Here is a 25,003-nt window from a genome sequence, read left to right on the forward strand (position 1 = left end):
CCCCCCGGAAAGCGTCCGCCTGAAGCGGAAATCCGTTTATATGAACACTTACTATTTGTTTTACGTATGACCGAATATTTCATTTCCGAATTGAAAATGCTATATGCTATAGTGGATAAGGGAAAGAAGGTGAGACCAATGAGACATCGATATGGAAGGATATTAAAAAAGGATAATGTAGTTGTGTTCCCTGGATCTATGGAGCAACTCATTGAAAAAGGGTTGGACGCAGTCGAAGATACGGAATACGCAGAGGCTGTGGCGGCTTTTAAACAAGTTTATCGTTTTGATCCCGACAATGCTCGGCTGTTAGCCCCTTATGCAGTTGCATTATATGAAACGAAAGACTTTGAAAAGGCGAAAGAAGTGGCTGCCAAATTACTCCATAGCGGTACGACAGAATATCTTGACGCTATGGAACTGTATTTAGCAATTAGTATCCAATTACAGCATTACGAAGAAGTCGAAATGACAATTGATGCTCTCCTCGACGAAGACATCGTACCGCCAGATATGAAAAAGAAATTCAAATATTTACAGGATCTGAACGAAAGACTGTCCTCTAGATATAGTCGTGAAGATGAAGAGCCGAGAGTATTGGTTGATGTCTTCACCTTCGAAGAATTCATGGGAAAAACAACTGAAATTCAACAAGAAATGCTAGCTGCTTTTGAAAAATGTGAATTGGATGCGGCTACGAAGAAGCTTCTTTGTCACATAGTCGAAGAAGAGGAATTACATCCGATGGTGATTTCATATGCACTTGTCCTTTTAAGAGATGCGGGTTACGACGAGGGAGTCATCGTTCCAAAATTCGGTATAGCGAAACTTGTGATCCCTGTTGAGCTTGAACTTCCAGGCCAAGATGATCGTTCTATTGAAGTAGTCGACAACATAAGCAAGCTTTATGAAAAGGATCCTTCGCGCATGCAATTGGCGATCGACGCAAGTCAGCGATATGCAATTTTCGCCTATCCATTCACTTGGGAAGGATATTCGACTGAGGAAGTCGCTGATGCATACAAACAATACATAGAGAGCATGTTCACAGGGGAACCGATGGAAGTTACAGATTTGAATTCTTTAATCAGATACGTTGATGGGCTAACCGACGAAGAGGTTCATTAAATCTGTTGAAAGATCGAAAGACTATGATATACTGTAAGGGTTGTAAATTGAGTATTAACGTGCGAAAATATACTGGTCATAATGATTCGGAGGGTTTTAATAATGTCAGTTAAATGGGAAAAAGAAGAAGGAAACAAAGGGACACTTACAGTTGAAGTTCCTGCAGAAACAGTAGACGCTGCACTTGACGCAGCATTCAAGAAAGTCGTTACAAAAGTACAGGCGCCAGGTTTCCGTAAAGGTAAAATGCCGCGTAAAATGTTCGAAAGAATGTACGGCGTTGAATCACTTTATAATGATGCATTAGACATCATTCTACCTGAAGCTTATTCAAATGCACTTGATGAGGCTGATGTAGAGCCGATTGCACAACCAGAAATCGAAATCGATGAAATGGAAAAAGGCAAAGCGCTTGTATTCAAAGCGCATGTTACATTGAAGCCTGAAGTTAAACTAGGCGAATATAAAGGCCTTGAAGTGACACGTCAAGAAACAGAAGTTACTGACGAAGAGATTGAAGAGCAATTGAAAGATCGCCAAAAGGCTCTTGCTGAAATGGTCGTTAAAGAAGACGGTGCTGTTGAAAATGGCGACACAGTCAACTTGGACTTTGAAGGATTCGTTGATGGCGAAGCTTTCGAAGGGGGCAAAGCAGAAGGATACGATCTTGAAATCGGATCTGGTTCATTCATCCCTGGATTTGAAGAGCAAGTTATCGGCATGAAACAAGGCGAAGAAAAAGACGTCGAAGTTTCTTTCCCTGAAGAATACCACGCTGCAGAATTAGCTGGAAAGCCTGCTGTATTTAAAGTGAAAGTACATGAAATCAAGTCGAAGGAAGTTCCTGAGCTTGACGACGAACTTGCAAAAGAAATCGACGAAGAAGTTGAGAGTCTTGAAGCTCTTCGTGCAAAAATGAAAGAACAAACGACTGAAGAGAAAAAAGGCGCATCTGCAACAGCTTTACGTGATGATCTCGTAGAAGCTGCCGCAAGAAACGCTGAAATTGATATTCCTGAAGTAATGATCGATTCTGAAGTGGATCGTATGATGGATGAGTTCGGACAACGCCTTCAAATGCAAGGTATGAATCTTGAACTTTACTTCCAATTCTCCGGTCAAGATGAAACAGCTTTACGTGGACAAATGAGAGACGACGCACTTAACCGCGTACGTGTTTCACTTACACTAGAAGCAATCGGCGCTGCAGAAGATATTAAAGTAACAGAAGAAGAAGTTAATGCAGAGCTTGAAAAAATGTCAGAGCAATTCGGCATGGAAATTGACCAAATCAAAACGACTTTAGGCGGAACTAAGGTCCTTGAAAACGACTTGAAATTCAACAAAACAGTTGAATTCCTCGTTGAAAACGCAAAAATCACTGAATAATTGTAGATGAATTATACAAGGTGCGGTTTTCCGTACCTTGTTTTTCATAGGTGTAATATGCCCGATGGGAAAAGATGATAAGTTCTAATTAGTTGATTATAAGCGGGGAATCTTGTAAGATTGTCACTTGAATAGGGGTGAGCTTGATGTTCAAATTTAATGACGAAAAAGATAATCTAAGTTGTTCTTTTTGTGGGAAAAACCAGGACCAAGTGAGGAAACTTGTCGCTGGTCAAGGTGTTTATATTTGTGATGAATGCGTTGAACTATGTGCAGAAATCGTCGAGGAGGAAGTAGGCCTAGATGAGCACTTCGAGCTGAAGGACGTTCCGAAACCACGTGAAATCCAAGGCATACTTGATGAATATATTATTGGCCAAGATCGAGCAAAGAAGTCTTTGGCTGTAGCTGTTTATAATCATTACAAGCGGATTAATACGAATAGCAAGGTAGATGACGTAGAAATCGCTAAATCCAATATCGTATTGATTGGACCTACTGGTAGCGGTAAAACGTTATTGGCCCAAACTTTGGCACGTATATTGGATGTTCCTTTCGCAATTGCGGACGCAACTTCTTTAACGGAAGCCGGATATGTCGGTGAGGATGTGGAGAATATCCTATTGAAGTTAATTCAAGCTGCCGATTTTGATATTGAACGAGCAGAAAAAGGAATTATTTATATCGATGAAATCGATAAGGTTGCCCGTAAATCAGAAAATGCATCGATCACTCGTGATGTTTCTGGTGAAGGTGTACAACAAGCGTTGTTGAAAATTCTTGAAGGTACTGTAGCAAGCGTTCCACCTCAAGGAGGGCGGAAGCATCCGCACCAGGAATTCCTGCAAATCGACACGACAAATATCCTTTTCATCGTCGGTGGTGCATTTGATGGTATGGAAGAAATCATTAAGCGCCGTACGGGGCAAAAAGTGATTGGATTTGGAACGAATACGGAAGAGGCGACAGGTGAGGAAGCATCATTGCTTTCAAAGCTGATCCCGGAAGATTTGCAGCGCTTCGGACTAATTCCGGAATTCATTGGCCGGTTGCCGGTTATTGCAACACTTGAGCCTTTAAGCGAAGACACGCTCTATCAAATATTGACGGTTCCTAAAAATGCCATCGTTAAACAGTATCAAAAAATGGTTGAACTGGATGGCGTTGAATTACGGTTTGAAGAAGATGCTCTTCTTGAAATTGCTAAAGAAGCGATTGAGCGCAAGACGGGTGCCCGTGGATTGCGTTCCATCATCGAAAACATCATGTTGGATATTATGTACGAACTGCCATCGCTTGATGAAGTTACAGAATGCATCATTACGAAAGATTCCGTCCTGCAGAAATCAAGCCCGATTTTGTATCGAGAAGATGGGACACAGCTGGATCTCGATCAAGAGAAGAACACGGCATGATAATTGGAGGAATAAAGCCGACTCCGGCGATGCGATCTTTTCGCTCATCGGTTGTCGGCTTTTTCCACCTTATATGAACATAATAATTGGACATACATAACTTATGGAGGTGGCTTCCGCTTGCAAAATCTTAAAATGCAAAACGTACCTTTATTACCTTTGCGCGGGTTGTTAGTTTACCCGACGATGGTTTTACATATTGACGTCGGGAGAGAGCGCTCCGTCTTTGCGGTCGAACACGCAATAGCGAATGATAATTTAATTATGCTGGCTTCCCAAAAGGATACTGCTGTTGAAAGTCCGGATGCTGATGATCTTTACAAAGTCGGTCTATTGGCACATGTGAAATCGTTGACAGCCCTAAACAACGGTACATATCGTTTGTACATCGAAGGTATTGAGCGGGCAGAATGGTCGAATTATGAGGAAGCGGATTTATATCCAGTCGTTGACGTCGTAAGGATTCCCGATGATACACGTACTGATGCAGAAAGTATTGCACTTATGCGTGCTTTACTGCCGTATTTCGAAACGTTCACAGCTTATTCGGGGAAAGTATCTGAAGAGACATTCGATTCGATCGCATCCATCGAAGAACCGGGAAGGCTGGCCGATATGGTCGCTTCACATCTTCCATTGAAGCTCTCAGCAAAACAGGAAATACTTGAAATTACTGATGTGAAAAAGAGACTGGAATTTCTAATTGCCAAACTTCATGATGAACAAGCAATTCTTGAACTGGAACGTAAAATCAATAATCGTGTGAAAGAAGCGATGGAGCGTACACAGAAAGAATTTTATTTGCGTGAGCAGATGAAAGCGATCCAGAAAGAACTTGGCGATAAAGACGGAAAGAATATAGAAATTGTGGAGCTAACCGAAAAGATCGAGAAAGCTGGCATGCCTGAAAATGTAAAACAGGCTGCATTTCGTGAGCTTGATCGATATGAAAAGGTGCACTCAGCATCAGCTGAAAGCGGAGTTATCCGAAATTATATCGATTGGCTAATCGCGTTGCCATGGTCTGTCGCTTCGAAGGATCAATTGGACATTAAAAGATCCGAAACGATATTGAACCGTGATCATGAAGGGTTGGAATCCGTAAAAGAACGGATATTGGAATATTTGGCTGTGCGTCAAATGACAAACTCTCTTCGTGGACCGATCCTTTGCCTGGACGGACCGCCTGGTGTCGGTAAAACGTCATTGGCACGGTCCATTGCGGAGTCATTGGGACGGAAATTTGTCCGGATTTCACTTGGCGGCGTCAGGGATGAATCTGAAATACGCGGACATCGTCGTACGTATGTTGGTGCGATGCCTGGCCGCATCATCCAAGGTATGAAAAAAGCCGGAAAAATCAACCCCGTTTTCCTACTGGACGAAATTGATAAAATGTCTAATGATTTCAGGGGGGATCCTTCCTCTGCGATGTTGGAAGTGCTTGATCCTGAACAGAATTCCACATTTAGTGATCATTATATAGAGGAACCGTATGATTTATCGGATGTTTTATTCATTGCTACTTCCAATGATCTAAGCTCCATTCCTGGCCCTTTAAGAGACCGGATGGAAATTATCTCGATACCGGGCTACACAGAAATCGAAAAGCGTGCCATCGCGAAAAACCATTTAATCCCTAAACAATTGAAGGAACATGGCTTAACGAAGTCTCAAGTGCGCTTCAATGATGAAGCGATTATGAATATTGTCCGGTATTATACACGTGAAGCGGGTGTGCGTGGTTTGGAACGCGAAATCGCCCGGATTTGCAGAAGAGCGGCAAAGCAGATTGTAACTGGGGAAAAGAAAAGTGTCACAGTCAGTTCGAAATCGCTTGAAACACTGTTAGGGAAAAGAAAGCATAGCTTTGGACAAGCGGAGAAGAAAAATCAAATTGGCGTAGCGACCGGGCTAGCTTACACGACCGTAGGCGGAGATACGCTTCAAATTGAGGTTTCATTATCACCTGGAAAAGGTAAATTGATACTGACAGGAAAATTAGGAGATGTTATGAAAGAATCCGCGCAGACTGCACTGTCCTATGTCCGGTCGAAGGCGGAAGAATTCAATATTGATCCAGATTTCCATGAATCAAGTGACATCCATATACATGTCCCAGAAGGAGCCGTGCCGAAAGATGGTCCATCGGCGGGAGTGACGATTGCAACGGCTTTAGTTTCATCGTTGACGAAGCGCCCGATTCGCCGTGAAGTAGGAATGACAGGAGAAATTACACTTCGGGGCAGGGTTTTACCAATTGGCGGAGTGAAAGAAAAGTCGTTAAGTGCACATCGCGCAGGGCTTACAACAATCATTTTACCAGCGGCGAATGAACGAGATATTGAAGATATACCAGAAAGTGTACGTAGTGAGCTGACATTCAAGCTTGTTTCGGATGCTGAAGAAGTTTTAGCGATTGCATTGGAGGAGGCACCCGAATGAAAGTGAACCAAGTTGAAATGATTATGAGCGCAGTGAGGCCGGAACAATACCCAGATGACGGCTTCCCAGAATTTGCGTTAGCAGGACGCTCAAATGTTGGGAAATCATCATTTATCAATAAAATGATCGGACGAAAAAGTTTGGCTCGCACTTCCTCAAAACCAGGAAAGACTCAAACGTTGAATTTTTATAAAATCGAAGAAAAACTTTTTTTCGTCGATGTTCCGGGATACGGTTATGCAAAAGTTTCCAAGTCGGAGCGGGAAGCATGGGGGAAAATGATTGAGAGGTATTTGACAGGCAGAGAACAGCTGCGTGCAGTCGTCCTCATCGTCGACCTTCGTCATCCGCCAAGCAAAGATGATTGCATCATGTATGACTTTTTGGGACATTATAATCTCCCGACAATCGTCATTGCGACGAAAGCAGATAAAATCCCTAAAGGCAAGTGGGAAAAGCATAAGAAAATTGTCAAAGACACTTTGCACATGCGCGCCGGCGATCCGTTAGTCCTCTTCTCCTCTGAAAAAGGGATCGGAATGGACCAAGCCTGGTATGAAATAGAAAGCAGAATGTAATGCATCTTTTACGTGAATGATGAGAAACCTAAAGTAGAGGAGGAATTTTATAATTCACCCTCTGCTTTTATTTTTTCACTCACATTAATTATAATCATTATAAAAACTACAGACAAACCATTGATAATTCAAGAGTTAGTCACAAACTTTAACTGAAAAACAAAAGGAAATATGTTATAATCGGATATGTTAAAAAGAACGGGAGAGGTGTGAACACCTAATGTATACAATCGTGGTCGGTGTCAACCACCGGACGGCTCCAGTAGAAATCAGAGAAAAATTATCGTTTGCTGAAGATCAATTGTCATCAGCAATGCAAGCTCTTCAAAAAGAAAAGAGCATATTGGAAAACATTATCATTTCTACATGTAATCGTACCGAAATCTATGCAGTAGCCGACCAAACTCATACAGGCCGCTACTATGTAAAACGATTTTTAGCGGATTGGTTCAAAATGGACCTGGAAGAATTATCGCCTCATTTACTTATATATGAAAACGATGCAGCAATCGAACACTTAATGAGAGTCGCTGCAGGAATCGATTCAATGGTCCTCGGCGAAACGCAAATCTTAGGACAAGTCCGGGACAGCTTTCTAAAAGCACAGGAAATCGGCACGACTGGCACAGTCTTTAATGAATTATTCAAAAAGGCCATTACGCTAGCGAAACGTGCCCATTCTGAAACAGCGATTGGAGAAAATGCTGTATCCGTTTCCTACGCTGCAGTCGAACTCGGAAAGAAGATCTTTGGTTCATTGAAACATAAACATATCGCCATTCTCGGTGCTGGAAAGATGGGCGAATTGGCAATTAAAAACTTGCACGGCAGCGGGGCGGGTAAGGTCACCGTTATCAATCGTACGTTAACGAAAGCAGAAGCGATGGCTCAGCAATTCGGCGGGGTTGCAAAGCCAATGCAAGAATTGCAATGCACTTTGTTGGAAGCCGATATATTAATCAGCTCAACAGGCGCATCCGATTTTGTCATCGATTTTGAATTGATGCAGTTTGTTGAAAAACTTCGAAAAGGGAAACCAATTTTCATGGTGGACATTGCAGTGCCCCGTGACTTGGACCCTCGCATCGGAGATTTGCCAAATGTATTCCTTTACGATATTGATGACTTACAAGGAATCGTTGAAGCAAACTTGGCAGAACGTAAACGTGCAGCCACTGAGATCGGTTTGATGATTGAAGGGGAAATCGTCGCGTTTAAAGAATGGATTGCGACTTTAGGAGTAGTACCGCTCATATCCTCATTGCGGGAAAAAGCCCTTACAATCCAGGCAGAGACGATGGAGAGCATCGAAAACAAAATGCCGAATTTAACTGAACGTGAAAAGAAAGTATTAAATAAGCATACCAAATCAATCGTCAATCAATTGTTGAAGGAGCCGATCCTTCAAGCGAAAGAGCTAGCGATGGACAGCAAGGCCGAAGAGAAATTGGCTTTGTTCAAACAGATCTTTGGTCTAGTTGAAGAAGCGGAAGAATTGGATTTGCGTCGATCGGAACATGAGACACGCAGTGAAAACGCAAGACCTACAATTGGACAACCTGATTTGACATTTTGATTTTAATCGCATTCATCCCGCGAGTTCAAAAGTCGCGGGATGAATGCTGATAATACCTTGACACAGGGTCGGCAAAAAGATTGAAATGATTTTTATCTTCTCGTGAAAGGCAGAGGTTGCCTCATGGCCGAAATGACTCTGGCGAGATTCCATGAAGTGATTATCGTCCTTTATGCGGTTAGTCTTGTATTTTATTTCATTGACTATTTGAATAGTAATAAAATCGCACATCGTAGTGCTTTTTGGATTTTGTCTGTCGTCTATATGATGCAAAGTGGATTCCTCATAGCGCAAATAATAGAAACACAGCGATTTCCGATCCTTTCCCTATACGAAGGGATCTATTTCTATGCTTGGCTGCTAATTTCATTGTCGATGATTCTTCAAGTGTTTTCGAAAGTGGGATTCGCCGTCTTCTTTTTAAATGTCATCGGATTCATTTTCATGACAATCCATACATTCGCTCCCTTGCAGATTGAAAAATCTCCGGTTGGCGAATCACTCATTTCCGAGTTGCTTTTCATCCACATTACATTTGCCATTTTGTCGTACGCGGCATTTGCGATGTCATTAGTTTTTGGGATTTTATATTTACTTGTTTATAAACTACTGAAAAAGAAGAAATGGACGAAGCAGTTCGGTCGGCTGCCTTCACTTCACCAATCCATGACGGGGATGAAAGTATCGATCTATACAGGAATACCCTTATTGTTCATCAGCCTTGTTTTAGGAACGCAATGGGCATTTATCGCATTAGATGATTGGGTGTTGTCCGATATTAAAATCATCGGGTCATTCCTCGTTATTATTCTTTATAGTTTACTATTGTTTTTGCAAAGAAACGGAAAGTTGAAAGTGAATGATTTTGCTTGGGCGAACATCTTCGCTTTTCTTTTTGTCATCATTAACTTTTTCCTTGGAAGCAGATTGTCACAATTCCATTTCTGGATTTAACTTAACAGCGGAAGGAAGATCAGATTGAGAAAAATCATCGTAGGTTCAAGAAGGAGTAAGCTTGCTTTGACGCAAACGAATTGGTTCATTGACCAAATGAAAGCTGCAGGCGCACCATTTGAATTCGAAGTGAAAGAGATTGTCACAAAAGGAGACAAAATTCTCGATGTCATGCTTTCAAAAGTGGGGGGTAAAGGGTTATTCGTCAAGGAAATACAACAAGCCCTTTTCAATAAAGAAATCGATTTCGCCGTCCATAGTATGAAGGATATGCCAGCAGTTCTTCCTGAAGGGCTGACAATCGGATGTATTCCACCACGGGTCGATCCTCGGGATGCATTCATCTCGAACGGCCATGTTAAATTCATGGACTTGCCTGTAGGAGCAATTGTCGGTACATCGAGTTTGCGCCGCAGTTCGCAACTATTATTGTTGCGTCCTGATTTGGAAATCAAATGGATCCGCGGTAATATCGATACACGATTGCAAAAATTGCAGGACGGGGAATACGATGCGATCTTGCTTGCGGCTGCCGGATTGAAACGGATGGGCTGGAGTGATGATGTCGTTACTGAGTATATGTCAGTAGAAGACTGTGTCCCTGCTGTTGGACAAGGGGCGCTCTCGATTGAATGCAGAAGCGATGATGAAGAGTTATTGACGGAGCTTGCGAAGATATCTGATGATAAAACATGGAAAGAAGTAGACGCAGAGCGGACGTTTCTTTTTGAAATGGACGGGTCATGCCAAGTTCCAATTGCCGGTTTTGCTCAATCCGTAGGCGAAGAAATTGAATTTACCGGCTATATTGCTTCTCCGGACGCAAAACAAGTGTTTAAAAAGGCAGTCCGTGGGAAAGATGCGAAGGAAGTCGGAAAAGAAGTTGCGAAAGTGCTGCGCTCAGAAGGAGCAGCGGAAGTTATTGAGAAAGTGAAGGCGGAAATGGATGCCTGAGTATGGTCCTTTAAAAGGAGAGACCGTTATTTTCACGGGGACGGCGAAATCGCTGGAAGTTTTCGATCTCGTTAAGCAATATGGAGGTGTCCCTCTCTCCATCCCGCTGATCCAAGTGAAAGAAATTAAAGATTCAACTGATGAAGTTAAGCTGAAAACTTGTGGAGACTTTGATTGGTTAATCTTTACGAGTCAAAGCGCGGTGAAAGCTTTTCATTCTAAAATGGATTATTTCAATGTCTCAGTAATTGATATTCCGTCTAAAATTGCCGCTGTCGGAACCCAGACAGCCGCAGCACTCGAGAAAATCGGATTCACGGTTAAATTTATCCCTTCTGTTTTTAGTGCAGATGTATTTGTAAAGCAATTCAAGCCTGTGGAAAGCAAAGAAATGAAAGTTCTATTCTTGAAAGGATCTCTCGCGGGTAGCATTATCCGCGAAGAATTACCATTTCATGTGGAAGAATGGACAATATATGAGACAGGTGCTAAACATGATTCAATTGAATCTCTAGTTGATATAGTGAAGACTACAGAAAAATGCAGTGTCCTATTTGCCAGTCCTTCTGCTGTCCGTGTTTTTAAAGAAAGTGCGGTGCCTGTTATCGGTTGGGAAGGTTATACAATCGGTGCAATAGGGCATGTCACTGAAAAGGCGCTGCTTGAAGCAGGGGCAAAAGTAGATGTGAAACCCGAAATTTATACGCTGAAGGAACTCGTCGAATCTTTGGCGAGAAGAAAGGATGAATTCCAATGACCCAATTACAATTCCGACGTAATCGCCGCTTGCGCAATTCAACTACTTTGCGTTCGATGGTTAGGGAAACTATTTTACAAAAAGAGGATTTCATTTATCCCATTTTCGTGATCGAAGGAGAAAATGTGAAAAATGAGATTAGCTCAATGCCCGGTATTTATCAATTCTCGCTTGACCGTTTAATGGAGGAAGTGGATGAAGTCGTTTCACTAGGAATCCCTTCCGTCATCCTTTTCGGTATCCCGGCAGAGAAAGATGATGTCGGTACTGGCGCATATGATAACGAAGGAATCGTTCAACTTGCTACAAGGTTGATCAAAGAAAAGCATCCTGAGCTTGTCGTCATTGCGGACACTTGCCTATGTGAATATACCGACCATGGACATTGTGGGGTCGTTCATGGCGATAAAGTATTGAATGATCCTTCGCTCGAATTATTGGCGAAAACTGCAGTGAGTCAAGCGGCGGCAGGAGCAGATATTATTGCGCCTTCCAATATGATGGACGGTTTTGTCATCGCCATCCGCGAAGCATTGGATGCTGCAGGTTTTGAAGATATCCCGATCATGTCATACGCGGTGAAATATGCTTCCGCATACTACGGACCATTCCGCGATGCAGCAGACTCGGCTCCTCAGTTCGGGGACCGTAAGACGTATCAGATGGACCCTGCTAACCGGATGGAAGCAATGCGCGAAGCGGAATCCGATGTCATGGAAGGAGCCGATTTCCTCATTGTTAAACCGGCATTGTCTTATTTGGACATTATGCGTGATGTAAAAAATAATGTATTGCTTCCTGTCGTTGCTTATAATGTCAGCGGGGAATATTCCATGGTGAAAGCCGCCGCACAAAATGGCTGGATCAATGAGAAGGAAATCGTTTTGGAAACTTTGACAAGTATGAAACGCGCAGGCGCGGATCTGATCATGACATACCATGCAAAAGACGCAGCGCGTTGGCTGGAGGGGAAATAATTGGGAAAAAGTTATGAGAAGTCCAAGCAAGCATTTGCCGAAGCCGTCAATTTATTGCCTGGGGGTGTTAACTCACCAGTACGGGCATTCAAATCAGTTAATATGGATCCGATCTTCATGGCAAGCGGAAAAGGGCCGATGATTACCGATATCGACGGCAATGAATACATTGACTACGTCCTATCTTGGGGACCTCTTATTTTAGGGCATACCGATCCAGAAGTTGTAGCGGCCATCAAAAACGTTGCTGAAACAGGTACAAGCTTCGGAGCGCCTACACTGTTAGAAAATGAATTGGCGAAGATTGTTATTGAGCGTGTTCCTTCCATCGAGGTTGTCCGTATGGTCTCTTCTGGGACCGAAGCGACAATGAGCGCGTTGCGTCTAGCTCGTGGATATACGGGACGCAATAAAATCTTGAAGTTCGAAGGGTGCTACCACGGTCATGGCGATTCGTTGTTAATTAAAGCCGGTTCAGGCGTCGCTACACTCGGTCTGCCGGATAGCCCGGGAGTTCCTGAAGGGATTGCGAAGAACACGATTACAGTACCTTATAACGATCTTGAAGGTGTTAAACTAGCGTTTGAACAATTTGGTGATGATTTGGCGGGTGTAATCGTTGAACCCGTTGCCGGCAATATGGGCGTCGTCCCACCAGAACCAGGATTCCTTGAAGGATTGCGCGAATTGACCGAGAAAAATGGCACATTACTCATTTTTGATGAAGTAATGACTGGATTCCGTGTCGATTACAACTGTGCGCAAGGGTATTTCGGAATCACACCTGACCTCACTTGCCTTGGCAAAGTAATCGGTGGCGGTCTTCCTGTTGGAGCATACGGCGGCAAGCGGGAAATAATGGAGAACATTGCACCGGCAGGAACTGTGTATCAAGCAGGTACGTTGTCCGGAAATCCGTTAGCGATGACTGCGGGCATTGCGACTTTGTCGAAATTGACGCCTGCTTCATATGATTATTTCAAGAAGTTGGGCGACCAGTTGGAAGCTGGTTTCCGTGAAGCAGCAGAGAAATATAATATTCCTCATACTGTGAACCGTGCCGGCTCCATGATCGGCTTCTTCTTTACAAATGAAAAAGTGCTTAATTATGATAAAGCAAAAACAGCGGACCTGGAATTGTTTGCGGAATACTACCGCTTAATGGCAGAAGAAGGGATTTTCCTTCCGCCGTCCCAATTCGAAGGCATGTTTCTTTCGACTTCCCATACGGAAGAGCATATTGAAAAGACCGTTCAAGCTTTCCATCGCGTGTTCGCAAAGCTCGCGCGATGAATTCCTGTTCCATCCATTGTCGCATTGCCGATGATGGGTGGTTTTTTTACATTGCACGGATAATCAATGAGCTTCCCTAAATAACGGCTATTCCTTCTACCCCTCACGCTAGCTGCATACAATGGCAAGTGAATGAGATAAGGAGGGAACGTGAATTGAAGAATTTACAATGGAAAATGGAAGAGACATTTTATTTCCCGACGAACATAGGGGTTCCGTCAGATGGCAGTGCTGTAAAAGTGAAAGCTGGTTTTACAGAAAAGCGCTCAGATGACTCTGTGCGGTTGAATGGCATTTACCATATCGCGGCCCAAGTGACTTTTGATGAAGGGGAGCGAACTGAAGAGCTGCCTGAAGAAGTCGTGTATGTCGATGATGTGGAGTTGGATGGACGTTCGGGATATTTTGAATATGCTGTTCCGCTTCACGTCGATTTGCCTCCGGAAGTTGAGCAGCCTTTGCATATTGAGACGACAGATGTACGGGCAACCGCAGACGGGAACGGAGCGTTGACAGTTGCTTGGTATGTCAATTGCTCGTATTCAGATGCCTCATCCGGAGAGCTTGCTGTTAAAGAAGTGGTGGAAGAAAAGCAAGACACAGCGACCGCGGAACTGCCGCCGCAAGAGAAAACCGATGTAGCGCAAAAACAGGAGTTCCTGCAAGCGACCGCAGAGCATGTCCATGAGGAGACAGTTGCAATGCATGACAGCAGCTCATGGAATGATCATGATGATATACTGTCATACATTGCGGGGTTGCCGGATGAGTGGACAACGACGAGTTTCCGTTCAAATGATGTTTTTGTAAAGCAGGAAAGCTATTCCACAGAGGAGGCATAATAGCAGGAAATCACCTGTGGTAGGGACAATCAAAAGCCTTAGCAACTGGAAGACACAGATCGGTATGATGATGGTTTTACAATAAAACCTGGTCTTTCTTAACCAAGGCGGCAATAAATAAGGGTTGTATCCTTTTCTCATACTAACTTCCTTTCGTAATATACTTGACGAAATCTCCTTGAGTAGCATACAATGTTGATAACTATATAATGATGCATTGATCGGGAGAGTACGCGATTTTCATTTATCCAAGAGAGGGCGCCATTGCTGGGAGGGCCTATAAATGTATTGCAGAAAGTCACCCGTGAGCAGTTTCCGTGAAATGTAAGTAGCGGAAGCCGGTTTGAAACCGTTATTTGTTATTGAGGCACATACGTAATTTGTATGTGCGAATAAAGGTGGTACCACGGATAACTCCTTCGTCCTTTTTGACGAACGGAGTTTTTTTGTATTCACTTTTATTCCGAAAGCTTTATGTGCAACTAAAGAGGAGGAGTTCGTATGTCAACAGAAAACATGTCAATGCCGACGAAATATGAGCCGCAGTCGATTGAAGCGGGCCGTTACGAATGGTGGCTGAAAGGGAAATACTTTGAAGCTCAGCCGGAAAGCGGGAAAGAACCTTATACAATCGTCATTCCACCGCCGAATGTTACGGGCAAGCTTCACTTAGGCCATGCTTGGGATACGACATTGCAAGATATTCTCATCCGGATGAAGAGGATGCAAGGCTATGATGCATTATGGCTTCCTGGAATGGACCATGCCGGAATCGCGACACAAGCGAAAGTGGAAGAAAAGCTTCGTGCGGATGGAAAGACCCGTTATGATCTTGGCCGCGAAAAATTCCTAGAGGAAACATGGAAATGGAAAGGTGAATATGCTGGCCATATCCGCGCACAATGGGCTAAATTAGGTCTCGCACTTGATTATTCAAGAGAACGGTTCACGTTGGATGAAGGATTATCGAAAGCGGTCCGTGAAGTTTTCGTAAAACTTTATGAAAAAGGCTTCATTTACCGCGGTGAGTACATTATCAACTGGGATCCTGCTACGAAGACGGCTTTATCAGACATCGAAGTTATCCATAAAGATGTTCAGGGTGCATTCTATCATATGCGCTATCCACTGGCGGACGGAACGGGCAGCATTGAAATTGCGACGACACGCCCCGAGACAATGCTAGGGGATACAGCAGTAGCTGTACATCCTGAAGACGATCGCTATAAGCATTTGATCGGCAAAATGGTTAAATTGCCAATCGTCGGTCGTGAAATTCCAATCGTTGCGGATGATTATGTCGATATGGAATTCGGTAGCGGAGCTGTGAAGATTACGCCTGCACATGACCCGAACGACTTTGAAATCGGCAACCGTCATGACTTGCCTCGCGTTCTTGTTATGAATGAAGACGGCAGCATGAATAAGCTTGCTGGCAAGTATGAAGGAATGGACCGTTTCGAGTGCCGGAAAGCAATCGTCAAAGATTTGCAGGATATGGATGTTTTATTCAAAATCGAAGATCATTTGCATTCTGTTGGGCATTCCGAACGTAGTGGAGCAGTCGTTGAGCCGTATTTATCCACACAATGGTTCGTTAAAATGGCGCCGTTAGCTCAGGAAGCGATCAAACTTCAGCAAAGGGAAGGAAAAGTCAACTTCGTTCCGGAACGTTTCGAAAAGACGTATTTAAACTGGATGGAAAACATTCATGACTGGTGTATTTCACGTCAGCTTTGGTGGGGCCACCGGATTCCTGCCTGGTACCATAAAGAAACTGGCGAGATTTACGTAGGGCACGAAGCGCCGGAGAATATCGATAATTGGAAGCAGGAAGAAGACGTACTTGACACATGGTTTTCATCTGCGTTATGGCCGTTTTCAACTATGGGCTGGCCGGATCTTGATAACGAAGAGTTCAAACGCTATTACCCAACAGATGCTCTTGTTACAGGATATGACATTATCTTCTTCTGGGTTTCCCGAATGATTTTCCAAGGTATTGAATTTACGGATCAACGTCCGTTCAAAGATGTTCTCATCCACGGTCTCGTCCGTGCAGAAGATGGACGGAAGATGTCGAAGTCGCTAGGCAACGGAATTGACCCGATGGAAGTCATTGATAAATACGGCGCGGATGCGTTGCGCTACTTCCTGGCAACAGGTTCATCTCCAGGGCAGGACCTTCGTTATTCAACTGAAAAAGTTGAAGCAATCTGGAACTTTGCGAATAAAATCTGGAACGCATCCCGCTTTGCTTTAATGAATATGGACGGGATGACGATTGATGAAATCGATCTTTCAGGTGAAAAGTCTGTAGCAGACGCTTGGATTTTAACGCGGTTGAATGAAACGATCGAACAAGTGACGAAGCTCTCCGATAAATACGAGTTCGGCGAAGTTGGCCGTGCATTATATAATTTCATTTGGGATGACTTCTGCGACTGGTATATCGAAATGGCGAAACTGCCATTGTATGGTGAAGACGAAGCGGCGAAGAAGACGACACGTTCGGTTCTCGCTTACGTTCTCGACAACACGATGCGCCTGTTGCATCCATTAATGCCTTTCATTACAGAAGAGATTTGGCAAAACCTTCCACATGAAGGCGAGTCAATCACAGTGGCGGCTTGGCCGGTAGCAGATGCTTCTTTGACGGATTCTGCAAAAGCATCGGACATGAAGCTGCTCGTCGACCTCATCCATGCAGTTCGTAATATTCGTGCGGAAGTGAATACGCCGATGAGCAAAAAAGTACCGCTCTATATCGCTGCAAAAGATGAAGCGACCGTTTCCGTATTGGAAGCAAATCGCAATTACATCGAACGTTTCTGCAATCCGGAGACACTTGAAATCGGCGTCGGCATTTCAGCGCCAGGCAAATCGATGTCAGCTGTCATTACGGGAGCTGAACTATTCTTGCCGTTAGAAGGATTGCTCAATCTAGACGAAGAGATCGAGCGATTGAAGAAGGAACTGGCGAAATGGGAAGGCGAAGTGAAACGCGTTCAAGGAAAGCTTTCCAACGAGCGGTTCGTTTCAAAAGCTCCAGAAGCAGTCGTTGAAGAGGAACGCGCAAAAGAGAAGGATTACTTGGAGAAGAAGGCAGCGGTAGAGCGCCGGATTGAAGAGTTGAAAGAGATTTAAGTTGAAGAAAAAAGTTGGCCCTCCGTTTGCGGGAGGCCAACTCTTTTTTTATGGTACGCTCATTTATTCTGCGAACGGCTCATTAAATTGCACAACGGCTCGTTTAATCTAATAAATTTCTTTTGATAAATACCATCAGTTTCTCCGCAATAGAAAAATCATGTGTCGCATACAGTGATCGAGCGCCGACGGGGTCTTCGATTTCATTCAACATCCAACCGCCGTCTGGCAATAAAAGAAAGTCGATGCCAATATAATCACTTTTCAGCGCTCGTGCTATCTTGTGAACCTCTTTTTCCTGCCAAGACGAAAGCGTGTATTTCTCCACTGAACCGCCGAGAGAAAAATTCGACTTAAAGGATTCATTCCCGATCCGCTTCACAGCTCCTAGTACTTCCTCGCCAAGCATGAACACCCGAACGTCCGTTGAACCGGATTCTATGTAGGGCTGGGCAATCAAACCTCTTCCAGCAAACCGCTTGAAAAACTGCTCAGCTTCCACAGCTGTTTGGCATAGAAACACTTCATTGCCGCCATGTCCATCAATTGTTTTTAAAACAATGGGGTAGGAGGGAATATCCCGAATAGACTTTACCCATTTAGTTGGAACAACGGAAATCCCTAACAAAGTGGCAAGTTCAAAAGTCCGCAATTTATCATTCGTGATTTTATTGACTTCCGAACGATTGAATATCCGGTATCCCTCTGACTCCCATTTTTGTGAAAGCGCCGCATTGCGGTGGCGGAATAAAATGAAATCCGCAACATCATCCGGTTCTTCCTCATCTACCAGCAATGTTAGTGTAATATCCAACTTTGCCGCCTGCTCCATTAAATCATCAATGAAGCCCCGATTACGCTCCGCTTCCTCTGATGAATAATAAACATGCCCTTTCATGCCAATTCACCTAAAATATACTCGATCATCTTGTCGGCAACATTAATGCCGGTTACATTGTAAATATTTCGGATATGTGCGGCTGCATTTACTTCGCAGACGAGCGGCATTTCATTGTCGCCGTACAATAGATCGACACCCGCAAATTCTGCACCGACTGCTTCGGCAGCGCGGATTGCCAATTCCTTTTGTTCTTCTGTTAACTCGATCACGCTTGCCACGCCGCCATTCGTAATATTCGCCCGGAAATCCGTCTCAGATGAGCGATACATGGCAGCGACAATTTCTCCACCAACGATATTTACGCGAATATCCCGTCCCCGGCTCGTTTCAATGAACTGTTGGAACACATAATCGACACCGCGAAGTTCATCCACTTTCGCATAGAAATCCTCTTCCGTTTCAATTAAATAAACCTTCATGCCAAATGAACCGTGTCCTTCTTTAATAATCATAGGTAGCCCTAGCTTCTCTAGAACTTTTTCATAATACCCTGATTCCGCAATCGTGAATTTTGGATAGACTTTAGGTGCGATAATCGTTTGTGGCATTGCAATATTCTTCTTCGCAAGCTGTATATACTGTTTCGCTTTATTATCACAAGTCTCGATCACTTCCGGGTCATTGAAAACCGGAATGCCAACATTTTTTAGAAATGTTGCCAGAAGAATATCCTTGTCCAAAAATACGACAAAATCTGGACGGGCAGCTACCTCTTCATCCAATATCATCATCACTTCATAGTTTTTCTTCAGTTCCGCTTTCAGTCCGGCACGCTCTGCAGCTTCCTTTAATAAATCCGCTTGATCTCTAAATTTATCACTCGTTAAACTTCCATTATAAATGACCCAACAACTTTTCATATCGTTCCCCCTGGCCGTGATATACTTTACCTATGCTGATTTTATCATAAGGAGTGAGTGTTTTGATTCCAAAATTTGACGAGTATAAAGAACGGTTTGAACTATATAGTGATGATGTCATAAAACCCGGACTCGACAGCATCCGCGCGGCGCTAAAGAAAGTCGGGAACCCTGAAAAACACTTGCAGGTCATCCATGTGGCGGGAACAAATGGAAAAGGCTCCACAATCGCTTTCATGGAATCCATTTTGAAAGAACATGGATTTTCAACAGGAGTATTTTCTTCACCAGCATTGATCGATGTTCATGACCAAATCCGCATCAATGGAATCCCAATTAGCGGAGCGGAAATGGACAAGTCATTCATTCGTATGAAAGAGGCAGGGCTAAGCGGAATGCTTACTGACTTTGAGTTATTGACAGTTGCCGCATTTCTGACGTTCGAAAGGATTTTACCTGATTATATTCTCCTTGAATGTGGAATGGGCGGCGAATTGGATAGTACGAATGTCGTAATACCACTCGTTTCGGTTATAACATCGATCGCGCTAGACCACGTCGGCTTTCTGGGTGATACGATCACAGAAATTACAGGACAAAAGGCTGGCATCATAAAAGAGAAGATGCCCGTTGTCACCGGCGTATTGCCTAAAGAAGCAGAAGTCGTTGTTCACTCGAAGGCAGCGGAAATGAACAGTGAATTATTCATCTATGGGAAGGACTTCAAGATGATTGGGGAAGTATTTGAAGGAGGCTTAAAAACCGTTATTCCTGATAGAAGAATGAAGGGGCCACACCAGGCAATCAATGCAGCTGTCGCCATCGAAGCACTTTGGATAGCTGGTGTTTCACTAGAAGAAAAACATGTGGCGAAAGGTGTTGCGAATGCATCCTTGCTTTATCGCTTCCAAGAGATTGCGCCTGGCGTATTTGTGGATGGCGCGCATAATCCTGCAGCAGCCAAGATGCTAACTGAAACGATCCGAACGGAATTTCCTGGTGAAAAAGTAGATTTTGTCATAGGCATGTTGAATACAAAGGACATAAAGAAGACGCTTGATGAATTGATTCCCGTCGCTGCTTCCTTCACTTTCGTTACTTTTCCCCATCCCCAAGCAGCTACTGCTGAGGAATTAATGGCCAGTTGTCAGTATAATAGAAAAAAGATGACAAATGACAATGGTGATACTATAATACTAAGAGAAGGAAATGATAGGAAGAAAATAGTCGCAGGTTCACTTTATTTACTCAGTAGCCTTTTGAACTAACTAGGTATATGAATGGAAATTCATAAGTTGATTGAAACAATACTTTATCATTTCTCTTATTTCTGATATATTTTGTAAGGGGTGTATCTGGGTGGCTGAAAAAAAGTGGATTACAATTGTTCATTTTATCATATGGTTACTCATCGTTCCGCCTGGAATGATTTATTTGCTTGCCAATCAGATGCCCGATGAAATCAATGTCAGTTACTTAATTCTATTTGTTATTTTTGGTGTGTTGACCGTCTTATTCCCAATCAAATTGAATGGCGAACCCGTAACTTTGGTCATGTGGGTCACATTGCCTGCATTTCTTATGTACGGTTTAGCTGTCGAATTAGTTGTCATGCAATTGGCAATCGTGGCTACTCTTTTTGCTGTGAAAAGTAAGGTCAACATCTTTCAACGATTTTTCTTTAATTCGATCATGTTGTTTATTTTATCTGTCGTTAGCGCATTGGCGTTTTACGTTGTCGGTGGAAAAATAGGTTCGATGGAATTTTGGTATGTCCTTATGAGCGCTGCAGTTTTTAGATTGATCTATACGACAACGAATATTGGCCTATTAAAAACATATTTCCAAATGAGGGGACTTAAAAATCCATTAACTATAAAAGACATTGCATATGAGTATGCGAGCATTATTCTCATTCTACCATTAGCGCTCACATTTTATTTTCTATTGAATTTAGTCGGGATTTCCTCGTTTTTATTGTTAGGATTTCCATTTTTCGTTACCATTACGATCATCCGTCTATATGGCCGTTCAGAAAAAGTCAATGACTCCATAAAAAGAGCTGGAGAAATCGGAAGCGAATTATCGGTGTTGACAGATGACAAATATGTAACTGAACAGTTCATAAAAAAAAGTACAGAGCTTTTTAACGCAAACTTTGCTTTCCTCTTCAAAAACCATAATAACTGGTTAGAACTTGAAAAAGCATACGAAAAAAACAATTTTGTAACACGTGAATTTGGTTCGATTCAGCCAGGAGAAGGTATTGCAGGAAAAGTGCTGGTAAGTAATGAGTCGGTCATCTATACGAAACGTAAAGATTGGCTGCAAAATGCAACAGTTTTTGCTCCAGACGACTTGGAAAGCATCCTTTGCATCCCATTGATTCATAACAATAAGACGAATGGCATCCTTCTATTAGGCTCCAATCGTCGATCAGCCTTTAAGGATTACCAATTAAAAATTTTGGATCTCCTCGGCTCGTATTATATCGTATCACTTGAAAAAGCACGTTATGTCCAAGAGGCATTATTGAAGAGCGAAAGATGTGCGTTGACGAAACTTTATAACTACCGCTATTTAGAAGAAAGACTGCATTACGAAATGAACCGGATGCAAAAAGGGGATATTCAGGATTTATCCGTCGTCATGCTCGATATCGATCATTTTAAAAAAGTAAATGATACGTATGGACATCAAAGTGGAAATGACATTTTATACAGCCTGGCGAGAATTCTGGAAGAGCAATTGCCTGATTACGGAACGGTTGGCAGGTATGGCGGTGAAGAATTTGTCTACATCATGCCGGACTTCACTAAACAGGAAGCAGTTGACTTTGCAAATCGTCTCCGGCTGCTTATTAGGCAACATGCGTTTTCGATTACTTCTGATTTAAGTATGGATAAGCAATCGATTGACGTTTTTATCACTTCCAGTGTCGGCGTCGCAAATGCGCCAACAGATACAGATGAAGCGATGGCTTTACTACGAAATGCAGACAGGGCCTTATATATAGGAGCGAAGCAAGCAGGGAGAGACAGAGTGGCTGAGTATGTGAAATGATATTTGTCGGAGGAAGGGGGAATTAGACGGTGAAAGTTACTAGCGAGCAAAGAAAAGTAGTATATTTACTGTGGTTTCTAATCGTGCCGGTTGCTTTTTATATTGCCTATAGCTACTTCCCATCCAATGACTACAATTATTTAAACTTGGCAATAAGTCTACTGATAATGATTGCAATTACGAGGCTGGCCATTACGGTACAAAACATGCTTATAACATTGGAAAAATGGATTATCTTTTCAATGCTTTTCCAATACGGATTATTTACTGAGATGATCTTTATGCAAATAGCTCTGTTGACTATTTTGTTCACTTCCAAATCATCTACACCAAAATTATTTCGGTACACATTCAATTCGATTCACTTCGTTATTATTTCCATAGTAAGTGGAGCGATTTATTATGCATTTGGCGGACCAATTGGACAAATTGAATTAAGTGAGCTGGTTTTAGCAGGATTTATTTATGCATCGGCATACTCACTAATCAATAGCGCACTTTTTTATATTTCCTATAAACTCTTGAAAACTGACACGTCAGTCATGAAAAAGGTCACTTTGTGGGATTACATTGTATCAATTCTTCTTTTGCCATTTGCAATCGTGTTCTGTCTTCTTCTTCAACAGTTTGGAAACGGAGCGTTCTTATTAATAGGCATTCCATTTTTGCTCGTGCTCGTTGTTACTAGGAGTTATATGGAATCCAACCAATTAAACGACATTTTAGCTTCTGCTGCAGAAATTGGACATCAGCTTGCGGATCGTCTAGGCGTAGAAGATGTCCTTCGAACATTCGTCGAGAAAATTAAAGGTGTAATCCCTTATGAAAGTGCTTACATAGTCGACTTGCGAATGGGAGAAAACCTTTTGATGCTTACTTTTATGGAAGGTGAGTTCCGTAGCGAAGAAGTAAATCGATTTTCATTTCCGTTAAAGAAAACGGAGAACGATGGATTGGATTTGGATGCTACTAAAGTGTTTTTGAATAAAAAAAGTATTTCCTCTTTAATTGGATATAAGTTTGCTCATTCAGTGGAAAGTGTAATGACAGCACCCATAAAAAGGAATCAAAAGACAGAAGGATTTTTAATTCTAACTTCCAACCAAAAATACGCATTTGAAGATGGACAAGCTAAAATGGTAGATTTGCTGACCGGGTATTTCGCTACCGCAGTGGAAAAAGCCGGATATTATGAAAGAACCGTAGAAAAAAGCATGCGCTGCGGCCTTACTCGTTTGCATAACTTCCGTTACTTGGAAACTCAACTAGACGAAGAAATGATCCGGTATCATACAAGCGAAATTTCAACGTTATCTGTCATTATGCTCGATATCGATCATTTCAAGGCAATCAACGATACATATGGCCATCAAAGCGGCAACGATCTCCTATGTGCGTTTGCGGATCTATTAAGAGGCTACCAAGCAGAGGGCGTCACTTTGGCTAGATACGGTGGGGAAGAGTTTGTAATGGCCCTACCGAATTATTCAAAGGCAGAAGCTGTGGAACTGGCTGGAATGATCCGAAAAGATGTCGAAGAATCCAGCTTCCATATCATCCCCGACTTATCAGAAGACAGGGAACCTACAATTGTTCAGATGACAGTGAGCATCGGTGTTGCTAGCATTCCAGATGATGCAATGGGTGGTAAAGACTTGTTGAGGAATGCGGACAGGGCGCTGTATATTGGAGGAAAGCAGGCAGGGAGAAATCGTGTTGGCGTCTATGAAGAAGAGAGCGAAGTTAATATAATAAGTTAAAGGCCGATGAAAATCGGTCTTTTTCTATGATTTTTTTACTATTTTTGCGGGATAGTTGATTAGTTCTTGCGATTTTTGTATGCTGTAAGTAATAGATGAGTTTTAATATTATAGGTTAGGTGTATGATAATATAAAACTTGAGAAGTGGTGAAGATGTGAAATTACTAAATAAAGAGGGCGGCTTAACTTTAGTGGAAATTTTAGTAGCGATAATACTTATTTCTATCATACTACTTTCTTTTTTTACTTTTTTTACTCAGTCAACAAAGTTTACCCAGCATAACAAGGCGAAATTAACTTCTGTTGATATTGCTGAACAAGTAGTAGCTGACCTAAGAAGAATTGATTCACCTGAAGATTTACTGCAAATGGGGTATCACAAACAAGATAACACCTATATAAAGGAAAATACTGATCTTGCTAGCAAAGTAGAAATTGATTTCGAAGAGAATACAATTGAATCTGAATTAAGGTTAGCTAAAGTCACTATATATTCTTCGAAAGAATTAAAAAGGCCGCCATTTAAAACAGAAATGTATATAAAAGAAGGGAATTCATATGAAAAATGAACGTGGTTTAACATTGGTTGAACTATTAGCATCCCTTGCGATATTTGGAATAATTTTAGCGTTAATTGGAAGTATTTTAATAACTGGGATAAAAACTGCTAATCGAAATACATTAAATCAGCAAATGCAACAGGAAGCAAATTATATTACAGAGGTTGTTCGAAAAGAGTATTTGAGAAAAAACGATAAAAATATAATGGATAATACAATAACGTTTAATGTGGATAATGATGTGTTAAAAATGAATGGGACAATTATATCTAGGGATTACCAATATACAGTATCAAATATTGTTCGGACTGATAATCCAACTCGTTTTTCACTGACAATTGAGAAGGACGGATTACATTATAATGTAAACACAACGTTCAGTAAACTCGAATAGGGGTGGTTA

General features: G+C 42.4%; 21 protein-coding genes and 1 other annotated feature. Of the genes, 18 read left to right on the forward strand and 3 right to left on the reverse strand.

The features are described from left to right. The 12 genes from SLU01_RS03065 to SLU01_RS03120 form a co-directional block, all read left to right on the forward strand. The coding region (locus tag SLU01_RS03065; RefSeq protein ID WP_218029689.1) for a tetratricopeptide repeat protein at window positions 1-1,128 on the forward strand (1,128 nt) is incomplete at its 5' end. A gap of 102 nt (window positions 1,129-1,230) precedes the next feature. Beyond that, window positions 1,231-2,517, forward strand: a complete 1,287-nt coding sequence (tig, locus tag SLU01_RS03070; RefSeq protein WP_147055237.1) for a trigger factor — start codon at window positions 1,231-1,233, stop codon at window positions 2,515-2,517. A 146-nt stretch (window positions 2,518-2,663) separates the two neighbouring features. Beyond that, the gene (gene clpX / locus SLU01_RS03075; RefSeq protein ID WP_147055239.1) at window positions 2,664-3,932 is read left to right on the forward strand and encodes an ATP-dependent protease ATP-binding subunit ClpX; all 1,269 of its coding nucleotides are present in this window, start codon (window positions 2,664-2,666) and stop codon (window positions 3,930-3,932) included. Window positions 3,933-4,067: 135 nt separating this feature from the next. After that, window positions 4,068-6,377: an endopeptidase La gene (lon, locus tag SLU01_RS03080; RefSeq protein ID WP_147055362.1), complete on the forward strand. Its 2,310-nt coding sequence runs from the start codon at window positions 4,068-4,070 to the stop codon at window positions 6,375-6,377. After that, complete coding sequence (gene yihA / locus SLU01_RS03085; protein ID WP_147055241.1) at window positions 6,374-6,955, forward strand: ribosome biogenesis GTP-binding protein YihA/YsxC; 582 nt, start codon at window positions 6,374-6,376, stop codon at window positions 6,953-6,955. The genes lon and yihA overlap by 4 nt, the downstream gene beginning before the upstream one ends. A gap of 220 nt (window positions 6,956-7,175) precedes the next feature. After that, window positions 7,176-8,531: a glutamyl-tRNA reductase gene (gene hemA, locus SLU01_RS03090; RefSeq protein WP_147055243.1), complete on the forward strand. Its 1,356-nt coding sequence runs from the start codon at window positions 7,176-7,178 to the stop codon at window positions 8,529-8,531. A 123-nt stretch (window positions 8,532-8,654) separates the two neighbouring features. Then, window positions 8,655-9,485, forward strand: a complete 831-nt coding sequence (gene ccsA, locus SLU01_RS03095) for a cytochrome c biogenesis protein CcsA (protein ID WP_147055245.1) — start codon at window positions 8,655-8,657, stop codon at window positions 9,483-9,485. A gap of 24 nt (window positions 9,486-9,509) precedes the next feature. Further along, window positions 9,510-10,439 carry a hydroxymethylbilane synthase gene (gene hemC, locus SLU01_RS03100; RefSeq protein ID WP_147055247.1) on the forward strand — a complete coding sequence of 310 codons (930 nt, stop codon included), beginning with the start codon at window positions 9,510-9,512 and terminating at the stop codon, window positions 10,437-10,439. Next, a complete protein-coding gene (locus SLU01_RS03105; protein WP_147055249.1) occupies window positions 10,432-11,196 on the forward strand; it encodes a uroporphyrinogen-III synthase in 765 nt (254 codons plus the stop codon). Before hemC ends, SLU01_RS03105 begins: the two co-directional genes overlap by 8 nt. Continuing rightward, on the forward strand, window positions 11,193-12,173 hold the full coding sequence (gene hemB, locus SLU01_RS03110) for a porphobilinogen synthase (RefSeq protein ID WP_147055251.1): 981 nt from the start codon (window positions 11,193-11,195) through the stop codon (window positions 12,171-12,173). Before SLU01_RS03105 ends, hemB begins: the two co-directional genes overlap by 4 nt. Further along, window positions 12,174-13,466, forward strand: a complete 1,293-nt coding sequence (gene hemL, locus SLU01_RS03115; RefSeq protein ID WP_147055253.1) for a glutamate-1-semialdehyde 2,1-aminomutase — start codon at window positions 12,174-12,176, stop codon at window positions 13,464-13,466. It abuts the gene before it with no gap. A 155-nt stretch (window positions 13,467-13,621) separates the two neighbouring features. Continuing rightward, window positions 13,622-14,308 (forward strand): hypothetical protein, encoded by a 687-nt coding sequence (locus SLU01_RS03120; RefSeq protein WP_147055255.1) that lies wholly within the window; start codon window positions 13,622-13,624, stop codon window positions 14,306-14,308. On the opposite strand, the gene SLU01_RS18515 is transcribed toward SLU01_RS03120, so the two are convergent. Then, the gene (locus SLU01_RS18515; RefSeq protein ID WP_147055257.1) at window positions 14,258-14,449 is read right to left on the reverse strand and encodes a YszA family small membrane protein; all 192 of its coding nucleotides are present in this window, start codon (window positions 14,447-14,449) and stop codon (window positions 14,258-14,260) included. The two genes, SLU01_RS03120 and SLU01_RS18515, sit on opposite strands and share 51 nt — an antisense overlap. Window positions 14,450-14,516: 67 nt before the next feature. After that, window positions 14,517-14,738: a binding site (T-box leader), on the forward strand. A gap of 71 nt (window positions 14,739-14,809) precedes the next feature. Here SLU01_RS18515 and SLU01_RS03130 point away from each other — a divergent pair. Then, window positions 14,810-17,455, forward strand: coding sequence for a valine--tRNA ligase (locus SLU01_RS03130; protein WP_147055259.1), 2,646 nt, complete (start codon window positions 14,810-14,812; stop codon window positions 17,453-17,455). Between the two features lie 103 nt (window positions 17,456-17,558). Here SLU01_RS03130 and SLU01_RS03135 read toward each other — a convergent pair whose 3' ends face one another. Together SLU01_RS03135 and SLU01_RS03140 are read right to left on the reverse strand one after the other, a co-directional pair. After that, window positions 17,559-18,353, reverse strand: a complete 795-nt coding sequence (locus SLU01_RS03135) for an ATP-grasp domain-containing protein (protein ID WP_147055261.1) — start codon at window positions 18,351-18,353, stop codon at window positions 17,559-17,561. Continuing rightward, window positions 18,350-19,216 carry an ATP-grasp domain-containing protein gene (locus SLU01_RS03140; protein ID WP_147055263.1) on the reverse strand — a complete coding sequence of 289 codons (867 nt, stop codon included), beginning with the start codon at window positions 19,214-19,216 and terminating at the stop codon, window positions 18,350-18,352. Before SLU01_RS03140 ends, SLU01_RS03135 begins: the two co-directional genes overlap by 4 nt. Window positions 19,217-19,278: 62 nt before the next feature. Between SLU01_RS03140 and SLU01_RS03145 the strand changes: the two genes are divergently transcribed. The 5 genes from SLU01_RS03145 to SLU01_RS03165 all read left to right on the forward strand — a co-directional run bounded on the left by SLU01_RS03145 (window position 19,279) and on the right by SLU01_RS03165 (window position 24,994). Further along, entirely contained in the window at window positions 19,279-20,484 is a 1,206-nt protein-coding gene (locus tag SLU01_RS03145) for a bifunctional folylpolyglutamate synthase/dihydrofolate synthase (protein ID WP_147055265.1), read from the forward strand. Window positions 20,485-20,575: 91 nt separating this feature from the next. Further along, window positions 20,576-22,279 carry a sensor domain-containing diguanylate cyclase gene (locus tag SLU01_RS03150; protein WP_147055267.1) on the forward strand — a complete coding sequence of 568 codons (1,704 nt, stop codon included), beginning with the start codon at window positions 20,576-20,578 and terminating at the stop codon, window positions 22,277-22,279. A gap of 29 nt (window positions 22,280-22,308) precedes the next feature. Then, window positions 22,309-24,039: a sensor domain-containing diguanylate cyclase gene (locus tag SLU01_RS03155; protein WP_147055269.1), complete on the forward strand. Its 1,731-nt coding sequence runs from the start codon at window positions 22,309-22,311 to the stop codon at window positions 24,037-24,039. Between the two features lie 156 nt (window positions 24,040-24,195). Continuing rightward, window positions 24,196-24,609: a prepilin-type N-terminal cleavage/methylation domain-containing protein gene (locus SLU01_RS03160; protein ID WP_170232562.1), complete on the forward strand. Its 414-nt coding sequence runs from the start codon at window positions 24,196-24,198 to the stop codon at window positions 24,607-24,609. Then, on the forward strand, window positions 24,599-24,994 hold the full coding sequence (locus tag SLU01_RS03165; protein ID WP_147055273.1) for a type II secretion system protein: 396 nt from the start codon (window positions 24,599-24,601) through the stop codon (window positions 24,992-24,994). The genes SLU01_RS03160 and SLU01_RS03165 overlap by 11 nt, the downstream gene beginning before the upstream one ends. Window positions 24,995-25,003 lie beyond the last annotated feature (9 nt).

This window comes from Sporosarcina luteola, from assembly GCF_007991495.1.
GTDB lineage: Bacteria > Bacillota > Bacilli > Bacillales_A > Planococcaceae > Sporosarcina > Sporosarcina luteola.

Bases quoted from the DNA above. Each gene is read 5' to 3' on its own strand.
- tig (WP_147055237.1), top strand. From the start codon at position 1,231: ATGTCAGTTAAATGGGAAAAAGAAGAAGGAAACAAAGGGACACTTACA.
- clpX (WP_147055239.1), top strand. From the start codon at position 2,664: ATGTTCAAATTTAATGACGAAAAAGATAATCTAAGTTGTTCTTTTTGT.
- lon (WP_147055362.1), top strand. From the start codon at position 4,068: ATGCAAAACGTACCTTTATTACCTTTGCGCGGGTTGTTAGTTTACCCG.
- yihA (WP_147055241.1), top strand. From the start codon at position 6,374: ATGAAAGTGAACCAAGTTGAAATGATTATGAGCGCAGTGAGGCCGGAA.
- hemA (WP_147055243.1), top strand. From the start codon at position 7,176: ATGTATACAATCGTGGTCGGTGTCAACCACCGGACGGCTCCAGTAGAA.
- ccsA (WP_147055245.1), top strand. From the start codon at position 8,655: ATGGCCGAAATGACTCTGGCGAGATTCCATGAAGTGATTATCGTCCTT.
- SLU01_RS03105 (WP_147055249.1), top strand. From the start codon at position 10,432: ATGCCTGAGTATGGTCCTTTAAAAGGAGAGACCGTTATTTTCACGGGG.
- hemB (WP_147055251.1), top strand. From the start codon at position 11,193: ATGACCCAATTACAATTCCGACGTAATCGCCGCTTGCGCAATTCAACT.
- SLU01_RS18515 (WP_147055257.1), bottom strand. From the start codon at position 14,449: ATGAGAAAAGGATACAACCCTTATTTATTGCCGCCTTGGTTAAGAAAG.
- SLU01_RS03130 (WP_147055259.1), top strand. From the start codon at position 14,810: ATGTCAACAGAAAACATGTCAATGCCGACGAAATATGAGCCGCAGTCG.
- SLU01_RS03135 (WP_147055261.1), bottom strand. From the start codon at position 18,353: ATGAAAGGGCATGTTTATTATTCATCAGAGGAAGCGGAGCGTAATCGG.
- SLU01_RS03140 (WP_147055263.1), bottom strand. From the start codon at position 19,216: ATGAAAAGTTGTTGGGTCATTTATAATGGAAGTTTAACGAGTGATAAA.
- SLU01_RS03165 (WP_147055273.1), top strand. From the start codon at position 24,599: ATGAAAAATGAACGTGGTTTAACATTGGTTGAACTATTAGCATCCCTT.